Annotated in this window: 19 protein-coding genes; 8 read left to right on the top strand and 11 right to left on the bottom strand. The window is 67.0% G+C overall.

Annotated elements, in window-relative coordinates; genetic code table 11:
* Positions 1 to 12: 12 nt before the first annotated feature.
* A complete protein-coding gene (locus VQ065_RS19050; protein WP_003090498.1) occupies positions 13 to 1095 on the bottom strand; it encodes a hypothetical protein in 1083 nt (360 codons plus the stop codon).
* Between the two features lie 214 nt (positions 1096 to 1309).
* Between VQ065_RS19050 and VQ065_RS19045 the strand changes: the two genes are divergently transcribed.
* From VQ065_RS19045 to VQ065_RS19025, 5 genes are all read left to right on the top strand, one after another.
* Positions 1310 to 1618: a PepSY domain-containing protein gene (locus VQ065_RS19045; protein WP_003090497.1), complete on the top strand. Its 309-nt coding sequence runs from the start codon at positions 1310 to 1312 to the stop codon at positions 1616 to 1618.
* The gene (locus VQ065_RS19040) at positions 1618 to 1932 is read left to right on the top strand and encodes a PepSY domain-containing protein (RefSeq protein ID WP_003131079.1); all 315 of its coding nucleotides are present in this window, start codon (positions 1618 to 1620) and stop codon (positions 1930 to 1932) included. The genes VQ065_RS19045 and VQ065_RS19040 overlap by 1 nt, the downstream gene beginning before the upstream one ends.
* Positions 1932 to 2603: a two-component system response regulator CarR gene (carR, locus tag VQ065_RS19035; RefSeq protein WP_003090494.1), complete on the top strand. Its 672-nt coding sequence runs from the start codon at positions 1932 to 1934 to the stop codon at positions 2601 to 2603. The genes VQ065_RS19040 and carR overlap by 1 nt, the downstream gene beginning before the upstream one ends.
* Positions 2600 to 3937 carry a two-component system sensor histidine kinase CarS gene (gene carS / locus VQ065_RS19030; RefSeq protein WP_003090493.1) on the top strand — a complete coding sequence of 446 codons (1338 nt, stop codon included), beginning with the start codon at positions 2600 to 2602 and terminating at the stop codon, positions 3935 to 3937. The genes carR and carS overlap by 4 nt, the downstream gene beginning before the upstream one ends.
* Positions 3938 to 4027: 90 nt before the next feature.
* Positions 4028 to 4336, top strand: coding sequence for a hypothetical protein (locus VQ065_RS19025; RefSeq protein WP_003090492.1), 309 nt, complete (start codon positions 4028 to 4030; stop codon positions 4334 to 4336).
* A 4-nt stretch (positions 4337 to 4340) separates the two neighbouring features.
* On the opposite strand, the gene VQ065_RS19020 is transcribed toward VQ065_RS19025, so the two are convergent.
* On the bottom strand, positions 4341 to 6485 hold the full coding sequence (locus VQ065_RS19020; protein WP_003090491.1) for a methyl-accepting chemotaxis protein: 2145 nt from the start codon (positions 6483 to 6485) through the stop codon (positions 4341 to 4343).
* Between the two features lie 258 nt (positions 6486 to 6743).
* Here VQ065_RS19020 and VQ065_RS19015 point away from each other — a divergent pair, with 258 nt between their 5' ends.
* From VQ065_RS19015 to VQ065_RS19005, 3 genes are all read left to right on the top strand, one after another.
* The gene (locus VQ065_RS19015) at positions 6744 to 8069 is read left to right on the top strand and encodes a Na+/H+ antiporter family protein (RefSeq protein WP_003090489.1); all 1326 of its coding nucleotides are present in this window, start codon (positions 6744 to 6746) and stop codon (positions 8067 to 8069) included.
* A gap of 113 nt (positions 8070 to 8182) precedes the next feature.
* Positions 8183 to 9868 carry a methyl-accepting chemotaxis protein gene (locus VQ065_RS19010; RefSeq protein ID WP_003138923.1) on the top strand — a complete coding sequence of 562 codons (1686 nt, stop codon included), beginning with the start codon at positions 8183 to 8185 and terminating at the stop codon, positions 9866 to 9868.
* Between the two features lie 159 nt (positions 9869 to 10027).
* Positions 10028 to 11086 carry an AI-2E family transporter gene (locus VQ065_RS19005; protein ID WP_003090487.1) on the top strand — a complete coding sequence of 353 codons (1059 nt, stop codon included), beginning with the start codon at positions 10028 to 10030 and terminating at the stop codon, positions 11084 to 11086.
* 206 nt (positions 11087 to 11292) lie between these two features.
* Here the strand turns inward: VQ065_RS19005 and VQ065_RS19000 are convergent, their stop codons facing one another.
* The 9 genes from VQ065_RS19000 to nuoG form a co-directional block, all read right to left on the bottom strand.
* Complete coding sequence (locus VQ065_RS19000) at positions 11293 to 12102, bottom strand: class I SAM-dependent methyltransferase (RefSeq protein WP_003090485.1); 810 nt, start codon at positions 12100 to 12102, stop codon at positions 11293 to 11295.
* 114 nt (positions 12103 to 12216) lie between these two features.
* On the bottom strand, positions 12217 to 13677 hold the full coding sequence (gene nuoN, locus VQ065_RS18995; RefSeq protein WP_003090482.1) for an NADH-quinone oxidoreductase subunit NuoN: 1461 nt from the start codon (positions 13675 to 13677) through the stop codon (positions 12217 to 12219).
* Between the two features lie 7 nt (positions 13678 to 13684).
* Positions 13685 to 15214, bottom strand: a complete 1530-nt coding sequence (nuoM, locus tag VQ065_RS18990) for an NADH-quinone oxidoreductase subunit M (protein WP_003090479.1) — start codon at positions 15212 to 15214, stop codon at positions 13685 to 13687.
* Positions 15215 to 15241: 27 nt separating this feature from the next.
* The gene (nuoL, locus tag VQ065_RS18985; RefSeq protein WP_003090477.1) at positions 15242 to 17089 is read right to left on the bottom strand and encodes an NADH-quinone oxidoreductase subunit L; all 1848 of its coding nucleotides are present in this window, start codon (positions 17087 to 17089) and stop codon (positions 15242 to 15244) included.
* On the bottom strand, positions 17086 to 17394 hold the full coding sequence (gene nuoK, locus VQ065_RS18980) for an NADH-quinone oxidoreductase subunit NuoK (protein WP_003090475.1): 309 nt from the start codon (positions 17392 to 17394) through the stop codon (positions 17086 to 17088). The genes nuoL and nuoK overlap by 4 nt, the downstream gene beginning before the upstream one ends.
* Positions 17395 to 17439: 45 nt before the next feature.
* Entirely contained in the window at positions 17440 to 17940 is a 501-nt protein-coding gene (gene nuoJ / locus VQ065_RS18975) for an NADH-quinone oxidoreductase subunit J (RefSeq protein WP_003090473.1), read from the bottom strand.
* 11 nt (positions 17941 to 17951) lie between these two features.
* Positions 17952 to 18500 carry an NADH-quinone oxidoreductase subunit NuoI gene (gene nuoI, locus VQ065_RS18970; protein WP_003090467.1) on the bottom strand — a complete coding sequence of 183 codons (549 nt, stop codon included), beginning with the start codon at positions 18498 to 18500 and terminating at the stop codon, positions 17952 to 17954.
* An 11-nt stretch (positions 18501 to 18511) separates the two neighbouring features.
* Positions 18512 to 19507: an NADH-quinone oxidoreductase subunit NuoH gene (gene nuoH, locus VQ065_RS18965; RefSeq protein ID WP_003090465.1), complete on the bottom strand. Its 996-nt coding sequence runs from the start codon at positions 19505 to 19507 to the stop codon at positions 18512 to 18514.
* Positions 19504 to 22221 (bottom strand): NADH-quinone oxidoreductase subunit NuoG, encoded by a 2718-nt coding sequence (nuoG, locus tag VQ065_RS18960; protein ID WP_003090464.1) that lies wholly within the window; start codon positions 22219 to 22221, stop codon positions 19504 to 19506. The genes nuoH and nuoG overlap by 4 nt, the downstream gene beginning before the upstream one ends.
* Positions 22222 to 22306: the final 85 nt, after the last annotated feature.

Here is a 22306-nt window from a genome sequence, read left to right as displayed (position 1 = left end):
GTCGGTGGCGGCTCAGTCCAGCGCTTGCAGGCGTTCGCCGAGCCGGCCGCCGTCGACCAGTTCGAGGAATTCGTCGCCGAGCCTGCGGCTTTCCGCCATCGCCTGGCGCCAGTAGCGCTCGCGGCCGTCGTCGTCGCCGAGGTAGCGGGTGAAGTCCTTGCGGTCCGGCAGCTTGGCGTGCGGCAGGCGCGCCAGGTACTCGCGCGACGGCGCCAGCAGCAGCACGTCCTGCAGGCGCCCGGCGTCGCCACGGCGCCAGGGCAAGCCCTTGTCGAACCAGCCGGGGATCACCTTGTCGGTGAAGTGCGGGTAGAGCACCACGCCGCGGTCCTCGTAGGGCAGGTCGAGATGGTAGTCGAGCAGGCCGCCGTCGCGGTAGGTGCCGGGGCCGGCGCCAGGCAGGTCGCGGACGCCTTCCATGACCATCGGGATCGAGCCGGAGGCGAGCAGCGCCTGGCGCAGGTTGCCGCCGTCCAGGTGCAGGTAGCGCGACGGGAAGTCGGTCAGCGTGGCCAGCGGCGGCGCCTGGCGGGCGTCATGCAGGATCACCCGTTCGAAGTGGCGGTGCAGGTGGCGGCGGCCGATCAGGTTGTCGCGGATCACCGAGGACAGCCCCAGGCCGAGGCTGGCCTTGTGGTCGTGGGCGAGGCGCCCGTGGCTCTTCACCACCACCACGTTGAGGCGGTACAGCGGGTTGTCGAGGATCCGCGCGTCCTGGCCGGCGAGCAGGTCGTCGAGCATCGCCGCGCACTTGCGCGAGACTTCGGCGATGCTCACGCCTTTGGGAAAACGCTGCCGGGTGTACAGCTCGCCGAGGCGGGTGAGGCCGGCCACGGCGTCGGGCAGGCAGGCGCTGGCGAAGCGCCAGGAACCGATGGAGGCGCCGATCAGCGAGCGTTCGCGCGGGGCGCGCGGCAGCCACTCGCCGAAGATCGCCAGGTCCAGTCCCTGGATGCCCAGCGCCTTTGGCCCGCCGGCGGCACCGGGGACGATGCCGACGTCGGTCGGCTGCAGGCCGCGCTCGCGGATGCGGGCGAGGGCGCGGCGACCGGCCTTGAGGGTCAGTGCGGGGGACTTGATCTGGATGGCTGGCATGCTGGTCTTCTCCCTTGCGGACCGGCGATTATAGGACGAGTTGTCGCAGGACCAAGCGCTTTCGAACGCCGGCGAGCCCCATCGCAGAGGCTTTCCGTTACCCTATGGCACGCCCCGGCCATGTCCTTGCGGCAAATTCAGCTTCAATTAAGAGCGCCCGGTTAATCTGCAAACCGTCGAAAGCAACACGATTGATTCCCACGGAGAGATTCCCATGAAGAAACTGACTGCCCTGTTCGCCGCCACCGCCATCGCCCTGACTGCCGGCCTGGCCCAGGCCCGCGACCTCGGCCCGGACGAGGCGCTGAAGCTGCGTGACGCCGGGACCATCAAGTCCTTCGAAGAGCTGAACAAGAACGCCATCGCCAAGCATCCCGGCTCGAGCGTCCACGATACCGAGCTGGAAGAGGAATACGGCCGCTACATCTACCAGGTCGAGTTGCGCGACCCGCAGGGCGTGAAGTGGGACCTGGAGCTGGATGCCGCTACCGGCGCCGTGCTCAAGGACCACCAGGACGACTGATGAAGTGGCTCATGCGCTACGCCGGGATCATCGCACTGGTCCTGGCGGTCATCAGCCTCGAGGCGATGGCGCGCGACCTGGACCAGGACGAGGTCCTGCGCCTGCGCCAGGACGGTGTGATACAGCCGCTCGAATCCCTCATGCAGGAAGCCCTGGGGCGTTACCCCGGGGCGCGCCTGCTGGAGGTCGAGCTGGAAGAGGAAGACGACGTCTATGTCTACGAGGTGGAACTGCTCACCCGCGACGGCGTCGTGCGTGAACTGGAACTGGATGCCCGCAACGGCCGCATCCTGAAGGACGAGGAAGACGACTGATGCGGTTGCTGCTGGTTGAGGATCACGTTCCCCTGGCCGACGAACTGATGGCCAGCCTGACCCGCCAGGGCTACGCGGTGGACTGGCTGGCCGACGGCCGCGACGCGGCGGTGCAGGGCGCCAGCGAGCCCTACGACCTGATCATCCTCGACCTCGGCCTGCCCGGGCGCCCCGGCCTGGAGATACTCCAGGAGTGGCGTGGGCTGGGACTCGCGACTCCGGTGCTGATCCTCACCGCGCGCGGTTCCTGGGCCGAACGCATCGATGGCCTCAAGGCCGGTGCCGACGACTACCTGACCAAGCCGTTCCATCCGGAAGAGTTGGCCTTGCGCATCCAGGCCCTGTTGCGCCGCGCCCATGGGCTGGCCAACCAGAGCCAGCTGGAGGCCGCCGGGCTGCGCCTGGACGAGCAGCGCCAGTGCGTGTGCCTGAACGGCGCCGACGTCGACCTGACCGCCGCCGAATTCCGCCTGCTGCGCTATTTCATGCTGCACCCCGGCCAGGTCCTGTCCAAGGGGCACCTGGCCGAGCATCTGTACGACGGCGAGACCGAACGCGATTCCAATGTCATCGAGGTCCACGTCAACCACTTGCGGCGCAAGCTCGGCCGCGAGGTGATCGAGACCCGCCGTGGCCAGGGCTACCGCTACGCCGGGGTGGCCGCCGGATGAGGTCGATCCAGCGGCGCCTGAGCGTCGGCCTGTTCGCGGTGCTGCTGGTGGTCGGGCTGGTCCTCGCGCAGACCGGCCTGTGGCTGTTCGACCAGGGCCTGCGGCGCTATTTCGCCGGCAACCTGCGCGAGGAGGCGGAGAATCTGCTGGTGGCCATGGTGCGCGGGCCGAACGGCATGCAACTGGACGAGCAACGCCTCAACCCGGCGTTCCAGCGCCCGTATTCCGGGCGCTATTTCGTCATCGAGCTGGAAAAGGACACCTGGCGCTCACGCTCCCTGTGGGACAGCGAGCTGGAGGTGCCGCACAAGAAAGGGCTGGTGCAGGGCCTGGTCGATGGGCCCGAGGAGCAGCGACTGCTGGTGTTCCGCGGCCACTACAAGCGCATGGGCCAGAAGCTGCGGATCGTGGTGGCGCAGGACTATACGCCGATCCTGGAAAGCTTCGCCCGCGTGCAGTGGATGGGTCTGGGCGCCGGCGCCCTGGCGCTGCTCCTGGTATTGCTGTTGCAGCGCCTGACCGTGCGTCGTTCGCTGCGTCCGCTGGAGGAGGTGCGCCTGCAGATCGCCCAGCTGCAGCAGGGCCAGCGCAGCCAACTGGACAACCAGGCTCCCGAGGAGCTGGAGCCGCTGGTGGAGCAGATCAACCACCTGCTGGCACACACCGAGGAGACCCTGAAGCGTTCGCGCAACGCCCTGGGCAACCTCGGTCACGCCCTGAAGACGCCGCTGGCGGTGCTGGTCAGCCTCGCCGAGCGCGAGGAGATGGCGCGCCAGCCGGAGTTGCAACAGGTCCTGCGCGAGCAACTGGAACAGATCCAGCAGCGCCTCGGTCGCGAGTTGGGCAAGGCGCGCCTGGTCGGCGAAGCGCTGCCTGGCGCACATTTCGATTGCGCCGAGGAGTTGCCGTCGCTGTGCGACACCCTGCGCCTGATCCACGGCCCGCACCTGCAGGTGAGCTGGAGCGCGCCACCGGGGCTGCGCCTGCCATGGGACCGCGAGGACCTGCTGGAGATGCTCGGCAATCTGCTGGACAACGCCTGCAAGTGGGCCGATAGCGAAGTCCGCCTGACCGTCGCGCAGGGCGAGGGCATGGTCCGCCTGAAGGTCGACGATGACGGCCCCGGCATCCTCCCCGACCAGCGCCAGGCGGTGCTCGAGCGGGGTACCCGGCTCGACGAGCAGGTCAGCGGGCATGGCCTGGGCCTGGGCATCGCGCGCGACATCGCCGAGGCCTGCGGTGGCCGCCTGAGTCTCGAGGACAGCCCGCTGGGCGGCCTGCGGGTGAGCGTCGAGTTGCCGTTGCAGAAGAGCGGCCGCGCCGCCAGGGCTTAACAGTTCTTCACCATTTGCCGACAGTCCCGGCAAGATTTCCTCCTGCGCTTTCCCTAGCATCCCGGGCTTCTTGCAAGGAGGTCTTGGACGATGAAACGGCGGACGGGTACGGGCCGCTGGCGCTGGGCGCTGATGCTGCCGGTGCTGGTGTTCCTGTTGGGCGAGTCCAGTGGACAGCGAGAGGAGGGGCGGTCGCCGCGGTTACCCGCGCAGGCTCGCTACGAGCAGGCCGTGGAAAACGCGTTGCGCAGCGAGCGCGGCGAGCCGCGGCAGGCCGGGACGCCGGCGGCGAAGGTGGCCGAGACGGGAGCCCCGGCGCGTCTGCGTGGCTGGCTGCGCTCGCTGGCCCGCCTGGCGATCTGGGGGACCTACGGCCCCCCGGCGCTATTCAGGCCGTGAACGGTCAGGCCTTGAACTGTTCCATCAGGCCCTGCTGGTGGTTGGCCAGGCGGTTCAGCGACTGACTGACCTGGGCCGATTCCTCGGCCTGACTCGACAGCGACTCGGTGACGTCACGGATCGCCGCGACATTGCGGTTGATCTCCTCGGCTACCGAGCTCTGTTCCTCGGCGGCGCTGGCGATCTGTAGATTCATGTCGTTGATCACCGTCACCGCCTCGCCGATCCGTTGCAGCGCGGCCACCGCTTCATCCACCTGCTCGACGCTGCCCTGGGCCTGGCGATGGCTGCCGTGCATGGCGTCGACCACGTCGCGGGTGCCCTGTTGCAGGCCTTCGATCACCCCGCGGATCTGTTCCACCGAGTCCTGGGTGCGCCGGGCGAGGTTGCGCACTTCGTCGGCGACCACCGCGAAGCCGCGGCCGGCGTCGCCGGCGCGGGCCGCCTCGATGGCCGCGTTGAGCGCCAGCAGGTTGGTCTGCTCGGCGATGGCGCGGATCACTTCCAGCACCGAACCGATTTCCTCGCTGCTGCTGGCCAGTTGCTCGACCTGGCCCATGGCGCTGGTCAGGTTGGCGGCCAGGCTGTCGATGCTCTGGGTGGTGCGGTCGATCAGCGCCAGACCGTCGCGGGTCGCCTGGTCGGCACCGCGCGCGGCGTCGGCGGCCTGGGCGGCGCTACGGGCGACGTCCTGGGCAGTGGCGGTCATCTCGTGGGATGCGGTGGCGACCTGGTCGATCTCGCGGAACTGCTGCTGCATGCCGGCGCTGGTCTGGCTGGAAATCGCCGCCGACTGGTCGGCGGTACTGCGCGCATCGCGCACCGAGACCTTCACGTCGCGGATGATCGGCTGCAGCTTGTCGAGGAAACGGTTGAACCATCCGGCCAGTTCGCCCAGCTCGTCGCGCCCGGTGTGCGGCAGACGCTGGGTCAGGTCGCCTTCGCCGCTGGCGATGTCGCGCAGCATGTGGGCGACGCCGAGGATCGGCCGGGTCACGCCGCGGGCGGTCAACCACAGCACCAGCAGGCCGAGCACCGCGGCGCCGAGGCCGAGGCCCAGTTCGACCCAGGTGCCTTCGCGACGCATGTCGTCCAGTTGCCGCTCCAGCGCCAGGGCCGGGCCGAGCAGGGCGCTCTTCGGCACTTCGAGGAGCACGCCCCAGGGCTTGGCGCCGGGAATCGGCTGCAACGGTTGCAGCACCTTGAGGTCGTCGTTCTCGTTGAACAATTGGCTCTTGCCGGCGGCCAGCAGTTGCAGGAGTTCGCCGGCGTGCTGCGGATCCGCCTTGGCCAGGTTCTTGCCGAGCAGGCCGGCGTCGCGGCTGTTGCCGGCGAACAGCCCGGCCGGGCTGAGGATGCCGACCTGGCCGACGCCGTCGTAGAGTTCGCGGTTGCCCTGTTCGCTGAGCGCCTGCAGATTGCTCAGGTTGATGTCCAGGCCCATCACGCCGATCACCTTGCCATCCAGTTCGAGGGGGAAGGCGATGCTGGTCATCAGCAGTTGGCGCTCGCCGACCTTGTCGAAGTAGGGATCGAGCACGCAGGGTTGAGCGCTTTCCTTCGGGCAGGTGTACCAGGCGTTGTAGGCCGCGCCGCTGGGCCCGCTGCTGGTGTCGGCGAGTTCGGACTCGACCATCGACTCGGACTCCAGCTGTCCCGGCGTGGCCTGCGCCCAGTACAGGGAGAAGCGTCCCTTGTCGTTGCTGCCCAGGGCGGGCTGGTCGACGAACAGTTCGTCCTTGCCGTCCAGTGCGTTGGGTTCGAAGACCACGTACAGGCCGAGCACCTCGGGATTGGCGGCGAGCGCGGTGCGCACCTGGCGGGTCAGGTCTTCGCGCAGGTCGTAGGCGTCGAGGAAGCGCTTCTGCGCCTGGTCGCGGAGGAACAGGATCTGCCGGGAGAAACCCTTGCCGTACTGGAAGGCATCCATGAAATAGCGCTGGATGCGCAACGCCTGCAATTCCCCGCGGGCTTCCAGGCGCAGGCGCGCCGATTCGTCGAGCATCTGCGTACTGGCGCTTTTCACCAGTACGCTGCTGTGCTGCATGCGGTAGACCGAAAGGCCGACCAGCAAGGCGACCACGCCGAGCAGGCAGAGGCCTGCCAGCAGGGTGATCTTCCATTGGATGGACAGGCGGCGAAGGAACATGGGAGGGGTCCTTGTACGAAGAAACTGCGGGGGCCCAAGGCTTATCGGCAGGGCTCGCCCATTCTTGACGACGGTTCGTTCGCTGGCGCCGGATTGCCGTCGTGCGGCGAATCGCACGCAAGAACCGTGCACAACGGTTTATAGCCAGGCGACATTCGCCCATGCGCGGCTTTGACAGGCGGGGATGGCTGTAGCAGAGTACGCCCCTTTTTTCGGTCGCAGGCGGCCGGGTTCGTTTCATTTGCAAGGAGTTCAACGATGAACGCAGTGGTGCTGGCGGTCGCACTGATGCTCGTCCTCAGCCTTTGCCGTGTGCATGTCGTGCTGGCGCTGATCATCGGCGCGGTGGTCGGCGGACTGTTCGGTGGCCTAGGCCTGGAGGGGACTCTCAAGGCCTTCAACGGCGGCCTCGGCGGCGGCGCCACGGTGGCCCTGTCGTACGCCATGCTCGGCGCCTTCGCCGTGGCCATCGCTCGCTCCGGCGTGGCCCATGCGCTGGCCGACAAGGTCCTGGCGCTGCTCGGCCGGCACGACGAGCAGGGCAAGGGCGCCGGTGCGTTCAAGTGGATTCTGGTCGGCCTGCTGCTCTGCGTGGCGGTATCCTCGCAGAATATCCTGCCGATCCACATCGCCTTCATCCCGCTGCTGGTGCCGCCGCTGCTCTATGTGCTGAGCAAGCTGCAGATCGACCGGCGATTGATCGCCTGCGTCATCACCTTCGGCCTGATCACCCCGTACATGTTCCTGCCGGTGGGCTTCGGCAACATCTTCCTCAATGAAATCCTGCTGGCCAACGTGGCGCGCAACGGCGTCGACGTCAGCGGGATCAACGTCACCCACGCCATGTTCATCCCGGCCCTGGGCATGCTCGCCGGGTTGCTCATCGCGGTGCTGTTCAGCTACCGCCGCAAGCGCGTCTACGACTTGCAGCGGATCGAGCAGGCCGAACGCGTCGATGTCAGCTATAGCCCGAAAAGCCTGGCGGTGGCCGGGGTCTCCATCGTCGCCGCGTTCGTCGTGCAGCTGTGGCTGGACTCGATGATCATCGGCGCGCTGGTCGGTTTTGTGGTCTTCTCGCTGTCCGGCGTGGTGCGCTGGAAGGAGACCGACGACCTGTTCACCGAAGGCATGAAGATGATGGCCACCATCGGTTTCATCATGATCGCCGCGGCCGGTTTCGCCGAGGTGATGAAGGCCACCGGCGAGGTGCAGAGCCTGGTCGACGCCTCGGTGGCCTGGATCGGCAACAGCAAGGCGGTCGGCGCCATGCTGATGCTGCTGGTCGGCCTGCTGGTCACCATGGGCATCGGCTCGTCGTTCTCCACCGTGCCGATCATCGCCGCGATCTTCGTCCCGCTGGCGGTGCAACTGGGCTTCAGCCCGCTGGCCATCGTCAGCATCGTCGGCACCGCCGGCGCGCTGGGGGATGCAGGTTCTCCGGCGTCGGACTCGACCCTCGGGCCGACCTCCGGGCTCAACGTCGACGGCCAGCACAATCACATCTGGGACACCGTGGTGCCGACCTTCCTGCACTACAACCTGCCGTTGCTGGTGTTCGGCTGGGCCGCCGCGATGTTGCTCTGAGTCCCATTTCGGGCGGTCGCCTGACGGAATGTCGGGCCGGCCGCTTAAGCTTCCGACGGGATTGCCGATGAAACGGGAATCCCGTTTTTTATTGGGCGTCATGCTAGGAGTTGATGATGCGTCTGACCCTGAAATCCAAAGTCCTCCTGCTGGCCATGGTGCCGGTGCTGCTCTTCGCCCTGGTGCTCAGCGGCGGAGCGGTGCTGATCCTGAAAAAACAGGCTGATACCGAAGTCAAGGATACCCGCGAGCGCCTGCTCGGCGACCGTCGTGCCGAACTCGAGCACTATGTGCAGATCGCCATGGGCAGTATCCAGGCCGAGTACGACCGCTCGGCCAACGGCGACCTGAACGCCCGCGCCGAGGCCATTGCGCGCCTGTCGAAGGTCAAGTACGGCAAGGACGGCTATATCTTCGGCTACGACTCCCAGGTGGTGCGCCTGTTCCGTGGCGACAGCCCGGTGGACGTCGGCAAGAGCTTCCGCGACCGCCGCGATCCCAGCGGCGTCTACCTCAACCGCGAACTGGTGGAGGCAGGCAAGAACGGCAGCCACTACGTGACCTATACCTCGCCGCTGCCAGGTAACGAAAGCGTCATGGTGCCGAAGCTGTCGTACACCCTGTACCTGCCGAAGTGGGACATGGTGATCGGCTCGGCGATCAACCTCGACGGCGTCGAGGCCCAACTGGTGGAGATCAAGCAAGCCATCGACGAGCGTATCGGCACCCTGATCGCCAGCATCGTGGCGATCGCCGGGGTCCTCCTGGTGGTCCTGCTGGTGATCGGCCTGGCGGTGGCCAACGCGATGCTGCGTCCGCTGCACCAGATCCGCCAGAACCTCGACGACATCGCCGCCGGCGAGGGCGACCTGACCCGCCGCCTGCCGGTGACCAGCCACGACGAGCTGGGCGAGCTGGCCGGTTCCTTCAACCGCTTCGTCGAGAAGATCCACGGTCTGGTGCGGCAGATCGCCGGGATGACCGGCGACCTCAAGCAACTGGTGGAGCAGATGTCGGCCCAGGCCGAGCGTTCCGAGCAGGCCATGGAGCGCCAGCGCCACGAGACCGATCAGGTCGCCACCGCGATCAACGAGATGTCCGCCGCCGCCCATGAAGTGGCGCAGAGCGCCCAGCGCGCCGCCGAGGCCGCGCAGCAGACCGACCACGAAGGCCAGGCGGCCAAGCGCGTGGTGGACGGCAGCATCGAGCGCATCCACGCGCTGGTGGACGAGATCCGCGACAGCGGTTCCTCGCTGGACAGCCTGCAACAGGACGTGCAGTCGATCGTCAGCGTGCTCGGGGTGATCCGCTCGATTGCCGAACAGACTAACCTGCTGGCGCTCAACGCGGCCATCGAGGCGGCCCGTGCCGGCGAGGCCGGACGTGGCTTCGCGGTGGTCGCCGACGAAGTGCGGGCGCTGGCCAGCCGCACCCAGCAGAGCACCCAGGAAATCCAGGGCATGATCGATCGCCTGCAGCAGGGCACCAACGCCGCGGTCGACGCCATGCGCCGTTCCGGCGAGGCCGGCGAGGGCACCAGCAACCAGGCCAACCAGGCCGGCGATTCGCTGGACGCCATCGCCCAGTTGATTGCCACCATCAACGCGATGAACGCGCAGATCGCCAGCGCCGCCGAGGAACAGACCGCGGTGGCCGAGGAGATCAACCGCAGCGTGCACCAGATCGCCGGCGCGGTGGACAGCGTCGCCGACGAGGCCCAGCAGGGCGCGCAGACCGCCCGCAGCCTGGCGCAACTGGGCCAGGGCTTGGGCCGGCTGGTCGGTCAGTTCCGCATCTGACCCTTCCCCCGCGCGACCGCTGCCGGCAAAAGAGCCAGCCGGCAGTGGTGCGCCACAGAGCCTTCCTGTCATTATTCGGCGGAGTCGGCCGGCAGTCGTGAACGATCCACCTCCGCCGGCTGACTAATGCTTTGCTTCCCACTGCCAGATGGATTGGACATGCTCGACACGAAACTGGAATCCCGGACTTTTCTCCTGTTGCTGGCGGTGGTCACGCTCGCCTTCGGCTGGCTCTTGCTGCCGTTCTACGGCGCGGTGTTCTGGGGCACCATCCTGGCGATCATCTTCGCCCCGGTGCAACGCCGCCTGCAGGTGCGTCTGAGGGATCGGAAGAACCTCGCCGCGCTGATCACCCTGCTGATCTGCGTGCTGATCGTGATCATCCCGGTGATCTTCATCGCCGGTTCGCTGGTGCAGGAAGGCGCGAGCGTCTACCAGCGGGTCAAGTCCGGCGAACTGAACTTCGCCGCCTACCTGCAGCAGGCGGTGGCCGCCTTGCCGCCATCGGTGCACCAGTGGCTGGAGCGCTTCGACCTGGCCAATCTCTCGAGCCTGCAGGAGAAGCTCTCCTCGGTGGCGATGCAGGCCAGCCAGGTGGTGGCGACCAAGGCGTTCAGCATCGGCCAGAACACCCTCGACTTCGTCATCAGCTTCGGCATCATGCTCTACCTGCTGTTCTTCCTCCTTCGCGACGGTCGCGTGCTCGGCCGGCGGATCAAGCAGGCGGTGCCGCTGAGCCAGGAACACAAGCACCACCTGTTCGCCAAGTTCACCACGGTGATCCGCGCCACGGTGAAGGGCAACATCGCCGTGGCTGCCACCCAGGGCGCTCTCGGCGGCCTGATCTTCTGGGTGCTGGGCATCGAGGGCGCCTTGCTCTGGGGCACCCTGATGGCCTTCCTGTCGCTGCTGCCGGCCATCGGCGCGGCGCTGATCTGGGCGCCGGTGGCGGCCTATTTCCTGCTCACCGGGGCGATCTGGCAGGGCGTAGTGCTGATCCTGTTCTGCGTGGTGGTGATCGGCCTGGTGGACAACATCCTGCGCCCGATCCTGGTCGGCAAGGACACCAAGATGCCGGACTACGTGGTGCTGATCTCCACCCTCGGCGGCATGGCCTTGTTCGGCCTCAACGGCTTCGTCATCGGCCCGCTGATCGCCGCGCTGTTCATGGCCAGTTGGGACCTGTTCACTGGTCGCGAGGAAGAACCACAGGCCTGAGTCGCGCCCGTGGCAGACAAGCCCCGCGAATGCGGGGCTTGTTCGTTTCAGGCCTTGAAGCATCATGGACGGCGCTGTCGTGGCTGAGCCGCTCCAGGCAGTGCCTGGGGCCTTCGGCTAACAGTGCGTCGAACCCGGTACATCGCGACCGTTGCGCAACTGGACATGGAGCAGCACTTGCCGGCACTCCTCAGGGCTCGCCGCTATCAACCGGCGGCGGACCTCGGCTTGAGCGCGCAGGTGGCGAGGAAGGTCGGCATGAAGCGGTCGATGACGAAGCGCGGGTGCGGTTGCCAGTCTTCGTAGAAATCCTGCAGCAGCAGGCCGGCGGCGAGCTGGCCGGCGATCTGCTGGGTCAGGCTATGGCCGAACACCAGGGCTTCGCCTTTCTCGCGCTTCGCCGCGAGGGCTTCGGCGGAGAGGCTTTCCAGGTCGGAGTAGGGCAGGCGATGTCGCGGCCGGATCAGGCCCTGCTCTGCCAGTTCCGGCGAGCGGTCCTCGATGAACAGCGCCGGGTTGTAGAAGCTCGCCAGCAGCTTGCCGCCCGGCCGCAGCACCCGCGCGCATTCGCGCCAGACCGGCAGGACATCGTCGACGTAGAGATTGGAGATGGGATTGAAGACCAGGTCGAAGGAGACATCGGCGAAGGTCGAGAGGTCGCGCATGTCGCCCTGCACGCAGGCCAGTTCGAGGCGGTCGCGGGCGGCGACCTGGCGGTCCTTGTCCAGCTGTCCCGCCGAGGCGTCGAACAGCGTGACCCGTGCGCCGGCGGCGGCAAGGATCGGCGCCTGCTGGCCGCCGGCCGAGGCCAGGCAGAGGATCTCGCGGCCGCGTACGTCGCCCAGCCAGTGAGCGGGTAACGCGCCCGGGGTCAGCTTCACCGCCCAGTCGCCGCGGCGTGCGGCGGCGACCTCTTCGGCGCTGACCGGTCGCGACCATTCGCAGTCACGGGCGGCCTGGGCGTCCCAACTGGCGCTGTTGTGTCGCAGGACGTCGATATCGTGGAAGGTGGGCATGAGGCCTCCGGGTTCATCCATGGAGCGCGGAGCATGCCACGGCAGCGGGGCAGGGTGCGTGGGGCGGGCCAAAGAAAAACCCCGCCGAGGCGGGGTTTTCGTGGAGCGGGCGACTCAGCCGGCGAGGGCCAGGCCGGAATGCTGGAGGATTTCCAGCAGCGGCTGCGGGTAGACGCCGAGGAAGAACGCCAGCAGGGCGATGGCCACCAGCATGATGCCGCCGGCGCGCTGGCCCCAGTTGAACGGTGCGTCGTGCTGGCGGATGCCGGGCTCGACCAGGAACAGGGTGACCATGACCCGCAGGTAGTAGTACAGGCCGATGGCGCTGCCCAGCACCAGGGCGCCGATCAGCCACCACAGGTGCGACTCGACGCCGACCGCGATCACGTAGAACTTGCCGATGAAGCCGGCGGTCAGCGGGATGCCTGCCAGCGACAGCATCATCACGGTCATCACCGCGGTCAGCACCGGCCGGCGCCAGAACAGGCCGCGGTACTCGAACAGCGCATCGGCGTCGCGGCCGCTGTACGGGGTGGACATCAGGGTGATCACGCCGAACGCGCCGAGGGAGGTCAGTACGTAGGTGGCCAGGTAGACGCCGACCGCTTCCACGGCCATGCCCTTGCTGGCGATCAGGGCGACCAGCAGGTAGCCCAGGTGGGCGATGGACGAGTAGCCGAGCAGGCGCTTGATGTTGCTCTGGGTCAGTGCCAGCAGGTTGCCGAAGAGGATCGAGGCGACCGCGATGACGCTCAGGGAGATGTTCAGCAGTTGGTTGTCCAGGGCCGCCGGGGCGATCTGGAACAGCCGCAGCAGCACGGCGAACACCGCGACCTTGCTGGCGGTGGCGAGGAACGCCGAGACCGGTGCCGGGGCGCCTTCGTAGACGTCCGGGGTCCACAGGTGGAAGGGCACCAGCGACAGCTTGAAGCCCAGGCCGACCAGCATCATGCCGACGCCAACGCTGACCAGCGGACCGCTCAGCACGTGCTCGGCAACCTTGGCGCCAAGGCCGGCGAAGCCCAGGGTACCGGACTCGGCGTAGAGCAGGGCCATGCCGAACAGCAGGAAGGCGGAGCCGGCGGCCGAGAGCACGGTGTACTTGATGCCGGCTTCCAGCGAGCGCTTGTTGAAGAAGGCGTAGGCGACCATCCCGTAGACCGGGACCGAGAGCAGCTCCAGGCCGATGAACAGGCTGGCCAGGTGCTGCGCGCTGACCAGCACCAGGCCGCCGGCGGTGGCCAGCAGCAGGAGCAGGTACAGCTCTTCGCGGTTACCCGGATAGCTTTCCATGTAGGCGTGGGCGAGGGTCACGCAGGCCAGGGCGGAGACCAGCACCAGGGCCATGTAGAAGCAGGCGTAGTTGTCCACCAGCACCAGCGGGGTCACCTCGATCGGGGTGACGCCGAGGACCGGCAGCAGCGACAGCAGGGCCAGGTTGAGGCCGATCACCGAGAGGGTGGCGGTGAACGAGTGATTGCGTTTCCAGGCTACCGCCAGCATCACCACCACCAGGGTGGCGCTGGTGATCAGCAGTGGCAGGAGCGCGATGAAGTGTTGGATCGTAAAGGTCATTTCGCGACTACCGTCCTGCAAGGGTGGAAAGGGCTGCGCCCAGCCATTGCTGCACGCCGTGCATGCTGGCCGCGGAGATGTCCAGCACCGGCTGCGGGTAGACCCCGAGCAGGACCAGCAGGACCGCCAGGCCGAGCACCATGCTCAGTTCGCGGGCATCGAGGCCGAGGATCGGCTCGTCGGACTGGCTGGGGCCGAAGTAGGCGCGGTGGATCATGATCAGCGAGTAGACCGAGGCGAAGACCAGGCCGAAGGTGGCGATCACGATGATCACCGGGACCACCTTGAAGGCGCCGATCAGGATCAGGAACTCGCCGACGAAGTTGCCGGTGCCGGGCAGGCCCAGCGACGCCGAGGCGAAGAACAGGCTGATCGCCGGCAGGTAGGGCATGCGCGACCACAGGCCGCCCATCTTGCGCATGTCGCGGGTATGCAGGCGCTCGTAGAGCTGGCCGCAGAGGATGAACAGCGCCGCGGCGGAGAGGCCGTGGGCGATCATCTGCACCACCACGCCCTGCAGCGCGACCTGGCTGCCGGAGTAGATGCCGATCATCACGAAGCCCATGTGCGAAACGCTGGAGTAGGCGACCAGGCGCTTGATGTCGGTCTGCGCGAAGGACAGCAGGGCACCGTAGAAGATGCCGATGATGCCGAGCCACATGGCGATCGGCGCGAATTCCGCCGAGGCGTTGGGGAACAGCGGCAGGGCGAAGCGGATCAGGCCGTAGGCGGCGGTCTTCAGGAGGATGCCGGCGAGGTCCACGGAGCCGGCGGTGGGCGCCTGGGCGTGGGCGTCCGGCAGCCAGGAATGCACCGGCACCACTGGCATCTTCACTGCGAAGGCGACGAAGAAGCCGAGCATCAGCAGCCATTCCACGTGGGGGCTCAGCTGGGTCTTCAGCAGGGTGGCGTAGTCGAAGGTGATCACGCCGGTGGCATTGAAGTTGACGAACACCAGGCCGAGGATCGCCACCAGCATCACCAGGCCGCTGGCCTGGGTGAAGATGAAGAACTTGGTGGCGGCGTAGATGCGGGTCTTCTTGCCGTCATCGGAGCTGTGTCCCCACAGCGCGATGAGGAAGTACATCGGCACCAGCATCATTTCCCAGAAGAAGAAGAACAGGAACAGGTCGATGGCGAGGAACACGCCGATCACACCGCCCAGGATCCACAGCAGGTTCAGATGGAAGAAGCCGATGCGGCGCTGGATCTCGTTCCACGAGCAGAGGACCGAGAGCACGCCGAGCAGGCCGGTGAGGGCGACCATCAGCAGCGACAGGCCATCCATCGCCAGGTGGACGCTGATGCCGAGACGCTCGATCCACAGCACCTTGAATTGCAGGGTCCATTCCGGCTCGCCGCCGGGCGCGGGCGCCAGCTGGAAGTCGCCGGTGGCCCAGATCCACAGGCTCAGGATCAGGACCAGGGTCATCGAAAGCAGCGCGATCCAGCGGGGCAGGGTCTTGCTGCTGTGTTCGGCGATCCAGCAGAGGAAACCGCCGATGAAGGGGATCAGGATTAGCCAGGGCAGAATCATGACAGGCTCAGTCTCTCCGTGAATTCGTTAGGCCAGCAGCAGCGCGCCGAGCAGGATGGCGGCGCCACCCACCAGGGAAGCGGCGTACCAGCGCAGGCGGCCGTTCTCGGTGAGGCTGAGGAGGTTGTGTCCGCCGCGCACGCTGAACGGAACGACGCCCAGGGTACGGTCGATGGGGTCGCGCCCCAGCAATTGGCAGAGCAGCAGGTAGGGTTTCACGAACAGCTTGTCGTACAGCCAGTCGAAGCCCCAGGCGTGGTACCACCAGGTACCGAAGAAGCGACCCGGGGCGCTCTTCGCCAGGGCGCTGACGAAGCGGCGCTGGCCGAGGAACAGCAGGCCGGCCAGCAGGATGCCGGCGATGGCGATGGCGCCCGAGGCCAGTTCCAGGCTGTGCTTGGCTTCGCCACCGGCGTGGCCGACGCTTTCCGGCAGGACGCCAGCCAGCGGCGGGGTGATCAGGGCGCCGACGAAGGTCGACAGGACGATCAGCACGCTGAGCGGCAACCAGTGGGAAATCCCGTGGCCGGCGTGGGCTTCGGTCTTCGGCTCGCCGTGGAAGGCGACGAAGATCAGGCGGAAGGTGTAGATCGAGGTCAGGAACGCACCCACCAGGCCGGCGATCAGCAGTTCGCGATGGCCGCTGGCGAAGGCCTCCCAGAGGATCTCGTCCTTGGAGTAGAAGCCCGCGGTGAGGAAGGGCAGGGCGGCCAGCGCCGCACCGCCGACCACGAAGCTGGCGTAGGCCAGCGGCAGCTTCTTCCACAAGCCGCCCATCTTGAAGATGTTCTGCTCGTGGTGGCAGGCGATGATCACCGCGCCCGAGGCGAGGAACAGCAGGGCCTTGAAGAAGGCGTGGGTCATCAGGTGGAAGATCGCCGCGTCCCAGGCGCCGACGCCGAGGGCGAGGAACATGTAGCCGATCTGGCTCATGGTCGAGTAGGCGAGGATGCGCTTGATATCGGTCTGCACCAGGGCGGCGAAGCCGGCCAGGACCAGGGTCACCGCGCCGACGATGCCGACCAGTTCGAGGATGTCCGGGGCCAGGGTGAACAGGCCGTGGCAACGGGCGATCAGGTAGACGCCGGCGGTCACCATGGTGGCGGCGTGGATCAGCGCGGAGACCGGGGTCGGGCCGGCCATGGCGTCGGCCAGCCAGGTCTGCAGCGGCAGTTGGGCGGACTTGCCGACCGCACCGCCGAGCAGGGCCAGGGTCGCCAGGGTCAGCCAGAGGTTGCCTTCCGGGAACTTCTGCGGCGCCAGCACCAGCAGCTCCTGGATGTTCAGGGTGCCGAACTGCTGGAACAGGATGAACAGGCCGAAAGCCATGAACACGTCGCCGACGCGGGTGACGATGAATGCCTTGAGCGCCGCGTTACCGTTGTTGCGATTGCTGTAGTAGAAGCCGATCAGCAGGTAGCTGCACAGGCCCACGCCTTCCCAGCCGAAGTAGAGGAACAGCAGGTTGTCGCCCAGCACCAGGAACAGCATGCTGGCAATGAACAGGTTGGTGTAGGCGAAGAAGCGCGAATAGCCGGTTTCGCCACGCATGTACCAGGAGGCGAACAGGTGGATCAGGAAGCCGACGCCGGTAACCACGCCGAGCATGGTTACCGAGAGGCCGTCCAGGTACAGGGTGAAGTTGGTGCTGAAGTCGCCGGCCGCCATCCACTGCCACAGCACCAGGCTGTAGGCGCCGCCTTCCGGCGGACTGCTGTGGAAGCTGAAGATGGCCCAGGCCGCGCTCAGGGCGGAGAGGCCGACCGAGCCGACGCCGACCAGCGCCGAAAGGTTTTCCGACCACCTGCCGCGGGAGAACGACAGCAGCAGGAAGCCGACCAGGGGGAACAGGAAGGTAAGAGGTAGAAGGTTCATCCGCGCATCTCGCTGGCAGCGTCGATATCGAGGGTGTGGAAGCGGCGATACAGTTGCAGCAGGATCGCCAGGCCGATGCTCGCTTCGGCGGCCGCGAGGCTCAGCACCAGGATGAACATCACCTGGCCGTCGGGTTGGCCCCAGCGGCTGCCGGCGACCACGAAGGCGAGGGCGGCGGCGTTCATCATCACTTCCAGGCTCATCAGTACGAACAGGATGTTGCGTCGCACCATCAAGCCGACCAGTCCGAGGGCGAACAGGACGCTGGCGAGGGCCAGGCCGTGTTCCAGTGGTATTGCGTTCATAGCGTTACGTTCCCTTGGGGCGGGCGCAGGGCGCCCGCCGAACCTTTATTGTTTGGCGTCTTGACGACCCAGGTGATAGGCAGCGACCAGGGCCGCGAGCAACAGCATGGAGGCCAGTTCGACCACCAGCAGGTACGGGCCGTAGAGGCTGATGCCGACCGCCTTGGCGTCTACCGTGGTATGGCCGATGCCGGCACCGCTCGGGGTGCGGGCGAGGACCACCAGCAGTTCCACCAGCAGGACCAGGGCCAGGGCCGAAGGCCCGACCCAGATGCCGGGCGTGAGCCACTTGCGCTCCTGCTCGACCACGGCCGGGCCGAGGTTGAGCATCATCACCACGAAGACGAACAGAACCATGATGGCGCCAGCGTAGACGATGATCTCCAGGGCGCCGGCGAAGGGTGCGCCGAGGCTGAAGAAGGTCATCGAGATGGCCAGCAGGGAAATGATCAGGTAGAGCAGGGCATGCACCGGGTTGCTGTTGGTGATGACCCGCAGCGTGGCCAGTACGGCGACGCCGGCAGCGAAATAGAAAGCGAATTCCACGCGACGTCTCCTTATGGCAGCAGGCTTTTCACGTTGATCGGTTCGGCTTCGTTCTGCGCGGCGCCTTTCGGCTTGCCGGCGATCGCCATCCCCGCAACGCGGTAGTAGTTGTAGTCCGGGTTCTTGCCCGGGCCGGAGATCAGCAGGTCGTGCTTCTCGTAGACCAGGTCCTGGCGCTTGAACTCGCCCATCTCGAAGTCCGGGGTGAGCTGGATCGCGGTGGTCGGGCAGGCTTCCTCGCACAGGCCGCAGAAGATGCAGCGCGAGAAGTTGATGCGGAAGAACTCCGGATACCAGCGACCGTCCTCGGTCTCGGCCTTCTGGAGGGAGATGCAGCCAACCGGACAGGCCACGGCGCACAGGTTGCAGGCTACGCAGCGTTCCTCGCCGTCGGGGTCGCGGGTCAGGACGATCCGGCCACGATAGCGCGGCGGCAGGTAGACCGGCTCTTCGGGGTATTGCAGGGTGTCGCGCTTGCGGAAGGCATGGCCGAAGATCATCACCAGGCTGCGAAGCTGGGTGAAGGTGCCATGCACGACGTTGATGATTTCTTTGATCACGGTGGTTCTCCTTACTGGGCCGCGGCCAGCACGAGCGCGCCGGTCACCAGCAGGTTGATCAGGGTCAGCGGCAGGCACACCTTCCAGCTGAACGCCATCACCTGGTCATAGCGCGGACGCGGCAGCGAGGCGCGGATCAGGATGAAGAGCATGATGAAGAAGCCAGTCTTGGCGGCGAAGTAGAAGAACGACAGCCAGGGCAGGGTGTCCAGGAACGGACCGTGCCAGCCGCCGAAGAACAGGGTCGCCAGCAGCGCCGAGACCAGCACGATGCCGATGTACTCGCCGACGAAGAACATGCCCCATTTCATCCCGGCGTACTCGATGTGGTAGCCGTCCGCCAGTTCCTGCTCCGCTTCCGGCTGGTCGAACGGGTGACGGTGGGTCACGGCGACGCCGGCGATGATGAAGGTGCAGAAGCCGAAGAACTGCGGAATGATGAACCAGACGTTGTCGATCTGGTACTGGACGATGTCGCGCATGTTGAACGAGCCGACCTGGGCGACGATGCCCATCAGCGACAGGGCCAGGAACACCTCGTAGGAGATGGTCTGGGCCGAGGCGCGCAGGCTGCCGAGCAGGGCGAACTTGTTGTTGCTCGACCAGCCGGCGAACAGCACGGCGTACACCGTCAGGCCGGCCATGGCGAAGAAGAACAGGATGCCGATGTTCAGGTCCGCCACGCCCCAGGTGGGGGTGATCGGAACGATGGCGAAGGCGACGAGCAGGGCGCCCATCGCGATCACCGGGGCCAGGGTGAAGATCATCTTGTCGGCGAACGGCGGGGTCCAGTCCTCCTTGAAGAACATCTTGACCATGTCCGCGCCGAGCTGGAACGCACCGAACGGACCGACCCGGTTGGGGCCGTAGCGGTCCTGCCAGAGGCCGAGCAGGCGGCGCTCGACCCAGCTGAGCAGGGCGCCGCAGATGACCACGGCGAGCAGCACCACGATGGCCTTGACCACGGTGAGGATGATGGTGACCAGAGCGGGAGTCAGCCAACTCATTGTGCAGCCTCCTGCAGACCTTCCACGGAGCAGCCGGCGATCGCCGCCGGGATGCCGGCGAAGCCGACCGGCAGGCCGATCAGGCCGGCGCCGAGTTGTTCATCGATGCGCAGCGGCAGGCGCAGGGCCTGGCCCTTGAGCTGGAAGCCGAGGGTCGCGCCGTCGTTGACGCCGAGGCGGTCCGCGTCTTCCTTGGACAGGGCGACGTAGGTCTCCGGGATGCGCTGCTGGATCGGCGCGGCCCGCGAGCTGTTTTCCTCGCTACCGAACAGGTGGTACAGAGGCACTACCTTCCAGCTGTCGGCCTTGGCGCTGAACGGCACCGGCACGGCCTGGAACCAGTCGAGGCCTTCGCCCTTCGGTTCGATCAGGCGCACGCCGGGGTCGCCGGCGCGCAGGTGGCCGCCGACCTCGTCCTGGAACTTGTTCCAGGCCTGCGGCGAGTTCCAGCCCGGCGACCAGGCGAACGGGATCTGCTGACGGTCTTCCTGGCTGCCGGAGTAGCCTTCCATGGAGAAGGCGAACGCCGAGTCGATGTCCTGCGGGGTGCGCGGCTCGTGCACGCTGATGTTGGCGCGCATGGCGGTGCGCCCGCTGTAGCGGTGCGGTTCGCGGGCCAGCTTGAGGCCCTTGATGCGGAACGAGGCGGCCGGTGCGGCGTCGCGGATACCGGCCAGGATCGGCTTGGCCTCGGCCACGGCTTCGGTGACGTGGTCCAGCTGGGTCCAGTCGACGCGCTTGCCTTGCAGGGTGCTGTGGATCGCATGCAGCCAGCGCCAGCCCTCGCGGACCATGTTCCTGGCGTCGTAGTAGGTCGGGTCGAACACCTGGAAGAAGCGCTGGGCGCGGCCTTCCTGGCTGACCAGGGTGCCGTCGCCTTCGGCGAAGCTGGCCGCCGGCAGCACCAGGTGCGCCTTGGCGGTGGTGGCGGTCTGCTGGTGATCGGCGACGATCACCACCCTGGCCGCCGCCAGGGCTGCGTCGACACGGGCGGCGTCGGTGCGGCGGTAGAGATCGTTCTCCAGCACCACCACGGCGTCGGCCTGTCCGGAGGTCAGTCGCTCGAGCGCGGCTTCCACGGAGTCGCCGCCGAAGAGCGCCAGGCCGAGGCTGTTGGCTTCGCCGACCACCAGGCTGATGGAACCGTTCTTCTCGCGCTGATTGAGGGCCTTGGCGATGTTCGCCGCGGCTTCGATCAGTGCCTTGTTGCCCAGCGAGTTGCCGGACACCACCAACGGACGCTTGGCCGCCAGCAGGGCATCGGCGATGCGCTGGGCGAAGGCCTGGGCCTGCGGGTCGAGGTCGGCCACGGCTGGAGCGCTCGGGTCGATCGCGTGGGCCACGGCGAAGCCGAGGCGGGCGAGGTCGTCCGGTGCGGCGTGGACGGTTTCCTCGGCCACGTCGTCGAGGCGGGTCGCGCTGACGCTGGCGATGAACAGCGGGTTCTGCGCGTGCTGGGCGATGTTCTTCACCGCGGCGTCGAGCCACGGCTGGACCTTCATGTCGGCGGCCATCTCGACGGCCTTGCCCTTCACCGACTGGCGCAGGGCCAGGGCGATGCGGGCGGCGGTCTGGGTCAGGTCCTCGCCGAGGACGAAGACCGCGTCGTGGTCCTCGATGTCGCGGATGCTCGGCACCGGCAGCGGGCCTTCCTGCATGACCTGCAGGATCAGGCGCAGGCGGTCGAGCTCGCCTTCGTTGATGCCGCTGTAGAAGTTGCCTTCGCCAACCAGCTCGCGCAGGGCGAAGTTGCTTTCCAGGCTGGCGCGCGGCGAACCGATGCCGACCACCTTGCGCTCCTTCAGCAGGGCGGCGGCCTGGTCGAGGGCGCCGTCCAGGCTCAGCTTCTGCTTGCTCAGCACCAGCAGCGGCTGGCGCGGACGGTCTTCGCGGTTGACGTAGCCGTAGCCGAAGCGACCGCGGTCGCAGAGGAAGTAGTGGTTGACCGAGCCGTTGTAGCGGTTCTCGATGCGGCGGATCTCGCCGTAGCGCTCGCCGGGGCTGATGTTGCAGCCGCTGGAGCAGCCGTGGCAGATGCTCGGGGCGAACTGCATGTCCCACTTGCGGTTGTAGCGCTCGGAGTGGGTCTTGTCGGTGAACACGCCGGTGGGGCAGACCTCGGTGAGGTTGCCGGAGAACTCGCTTTCCAGCACGCCGTCCTCGACCCGTCCGAAGTAGACGTTGTCGTGGGCGCCGTAGACGCCGAGGTCGGTGCCGCCGGCGTAGTCCTTGTAGTAGCGCACGCAGCGGTAGCAGGCGATGCAGCGGTTCATCTCGTGGGCGATGAACGGGCCGAGTTCCTGGTTCTGGTGGGTGCGCTTGGTGAAGCGGTACCGGCGCTCGTTGTGGCCGGTCATCACCGTCATGTCCTGCAGGTGGCAGTGACCGCCTTCCTCGCACACCGGGCAGTCGTGCGGGTGGTTGGTCATCAGCCATTCGACGACGCTGGCGCGGAACTGCTTGGCCTCTTCGTCTTCGATGGAGATCCAGGTGTTGTCGGTGGCGGGGGTCATGCAGGACATGACGAGGCGACCACGCTTGTCGTTCTCGTCGGTGTACTGCTTCACCGCGCACTGGCGGCAGGCGCCGACGCTACCGAGCGCCGGGTGCCAGCAGAAGTAGGGAATGTCGAGACCGAGGGACAGACAGGCCTGCAGGAGGTTGTCTGCACCATCGACTTCGAGCGTCTTGCCGTCTACGTGGATAGTGGCCATGGTTCAAGTCTTCGTTGGCCCGTTGTCAGCGGGCGTGGCTAATAGAAACTCACGGTTCCGTCGGGCCTGCGGCCGGGCCGCGGCA

The organism is Pseudomonas sp. KBN10P06128, from assembly GCF_037574945.1.
Taxonomy (GTDB): domain Bacteria; phylum Pseudomonadota; class Gammaproteobacteria; order Pseudomonadales; family Pseudomonadaceae; genus Pseudomonas; species Pseudomonas aeruginosa.
This window is presented reverse-complemented; position numbering and strand designations above follow the sequence as displayed.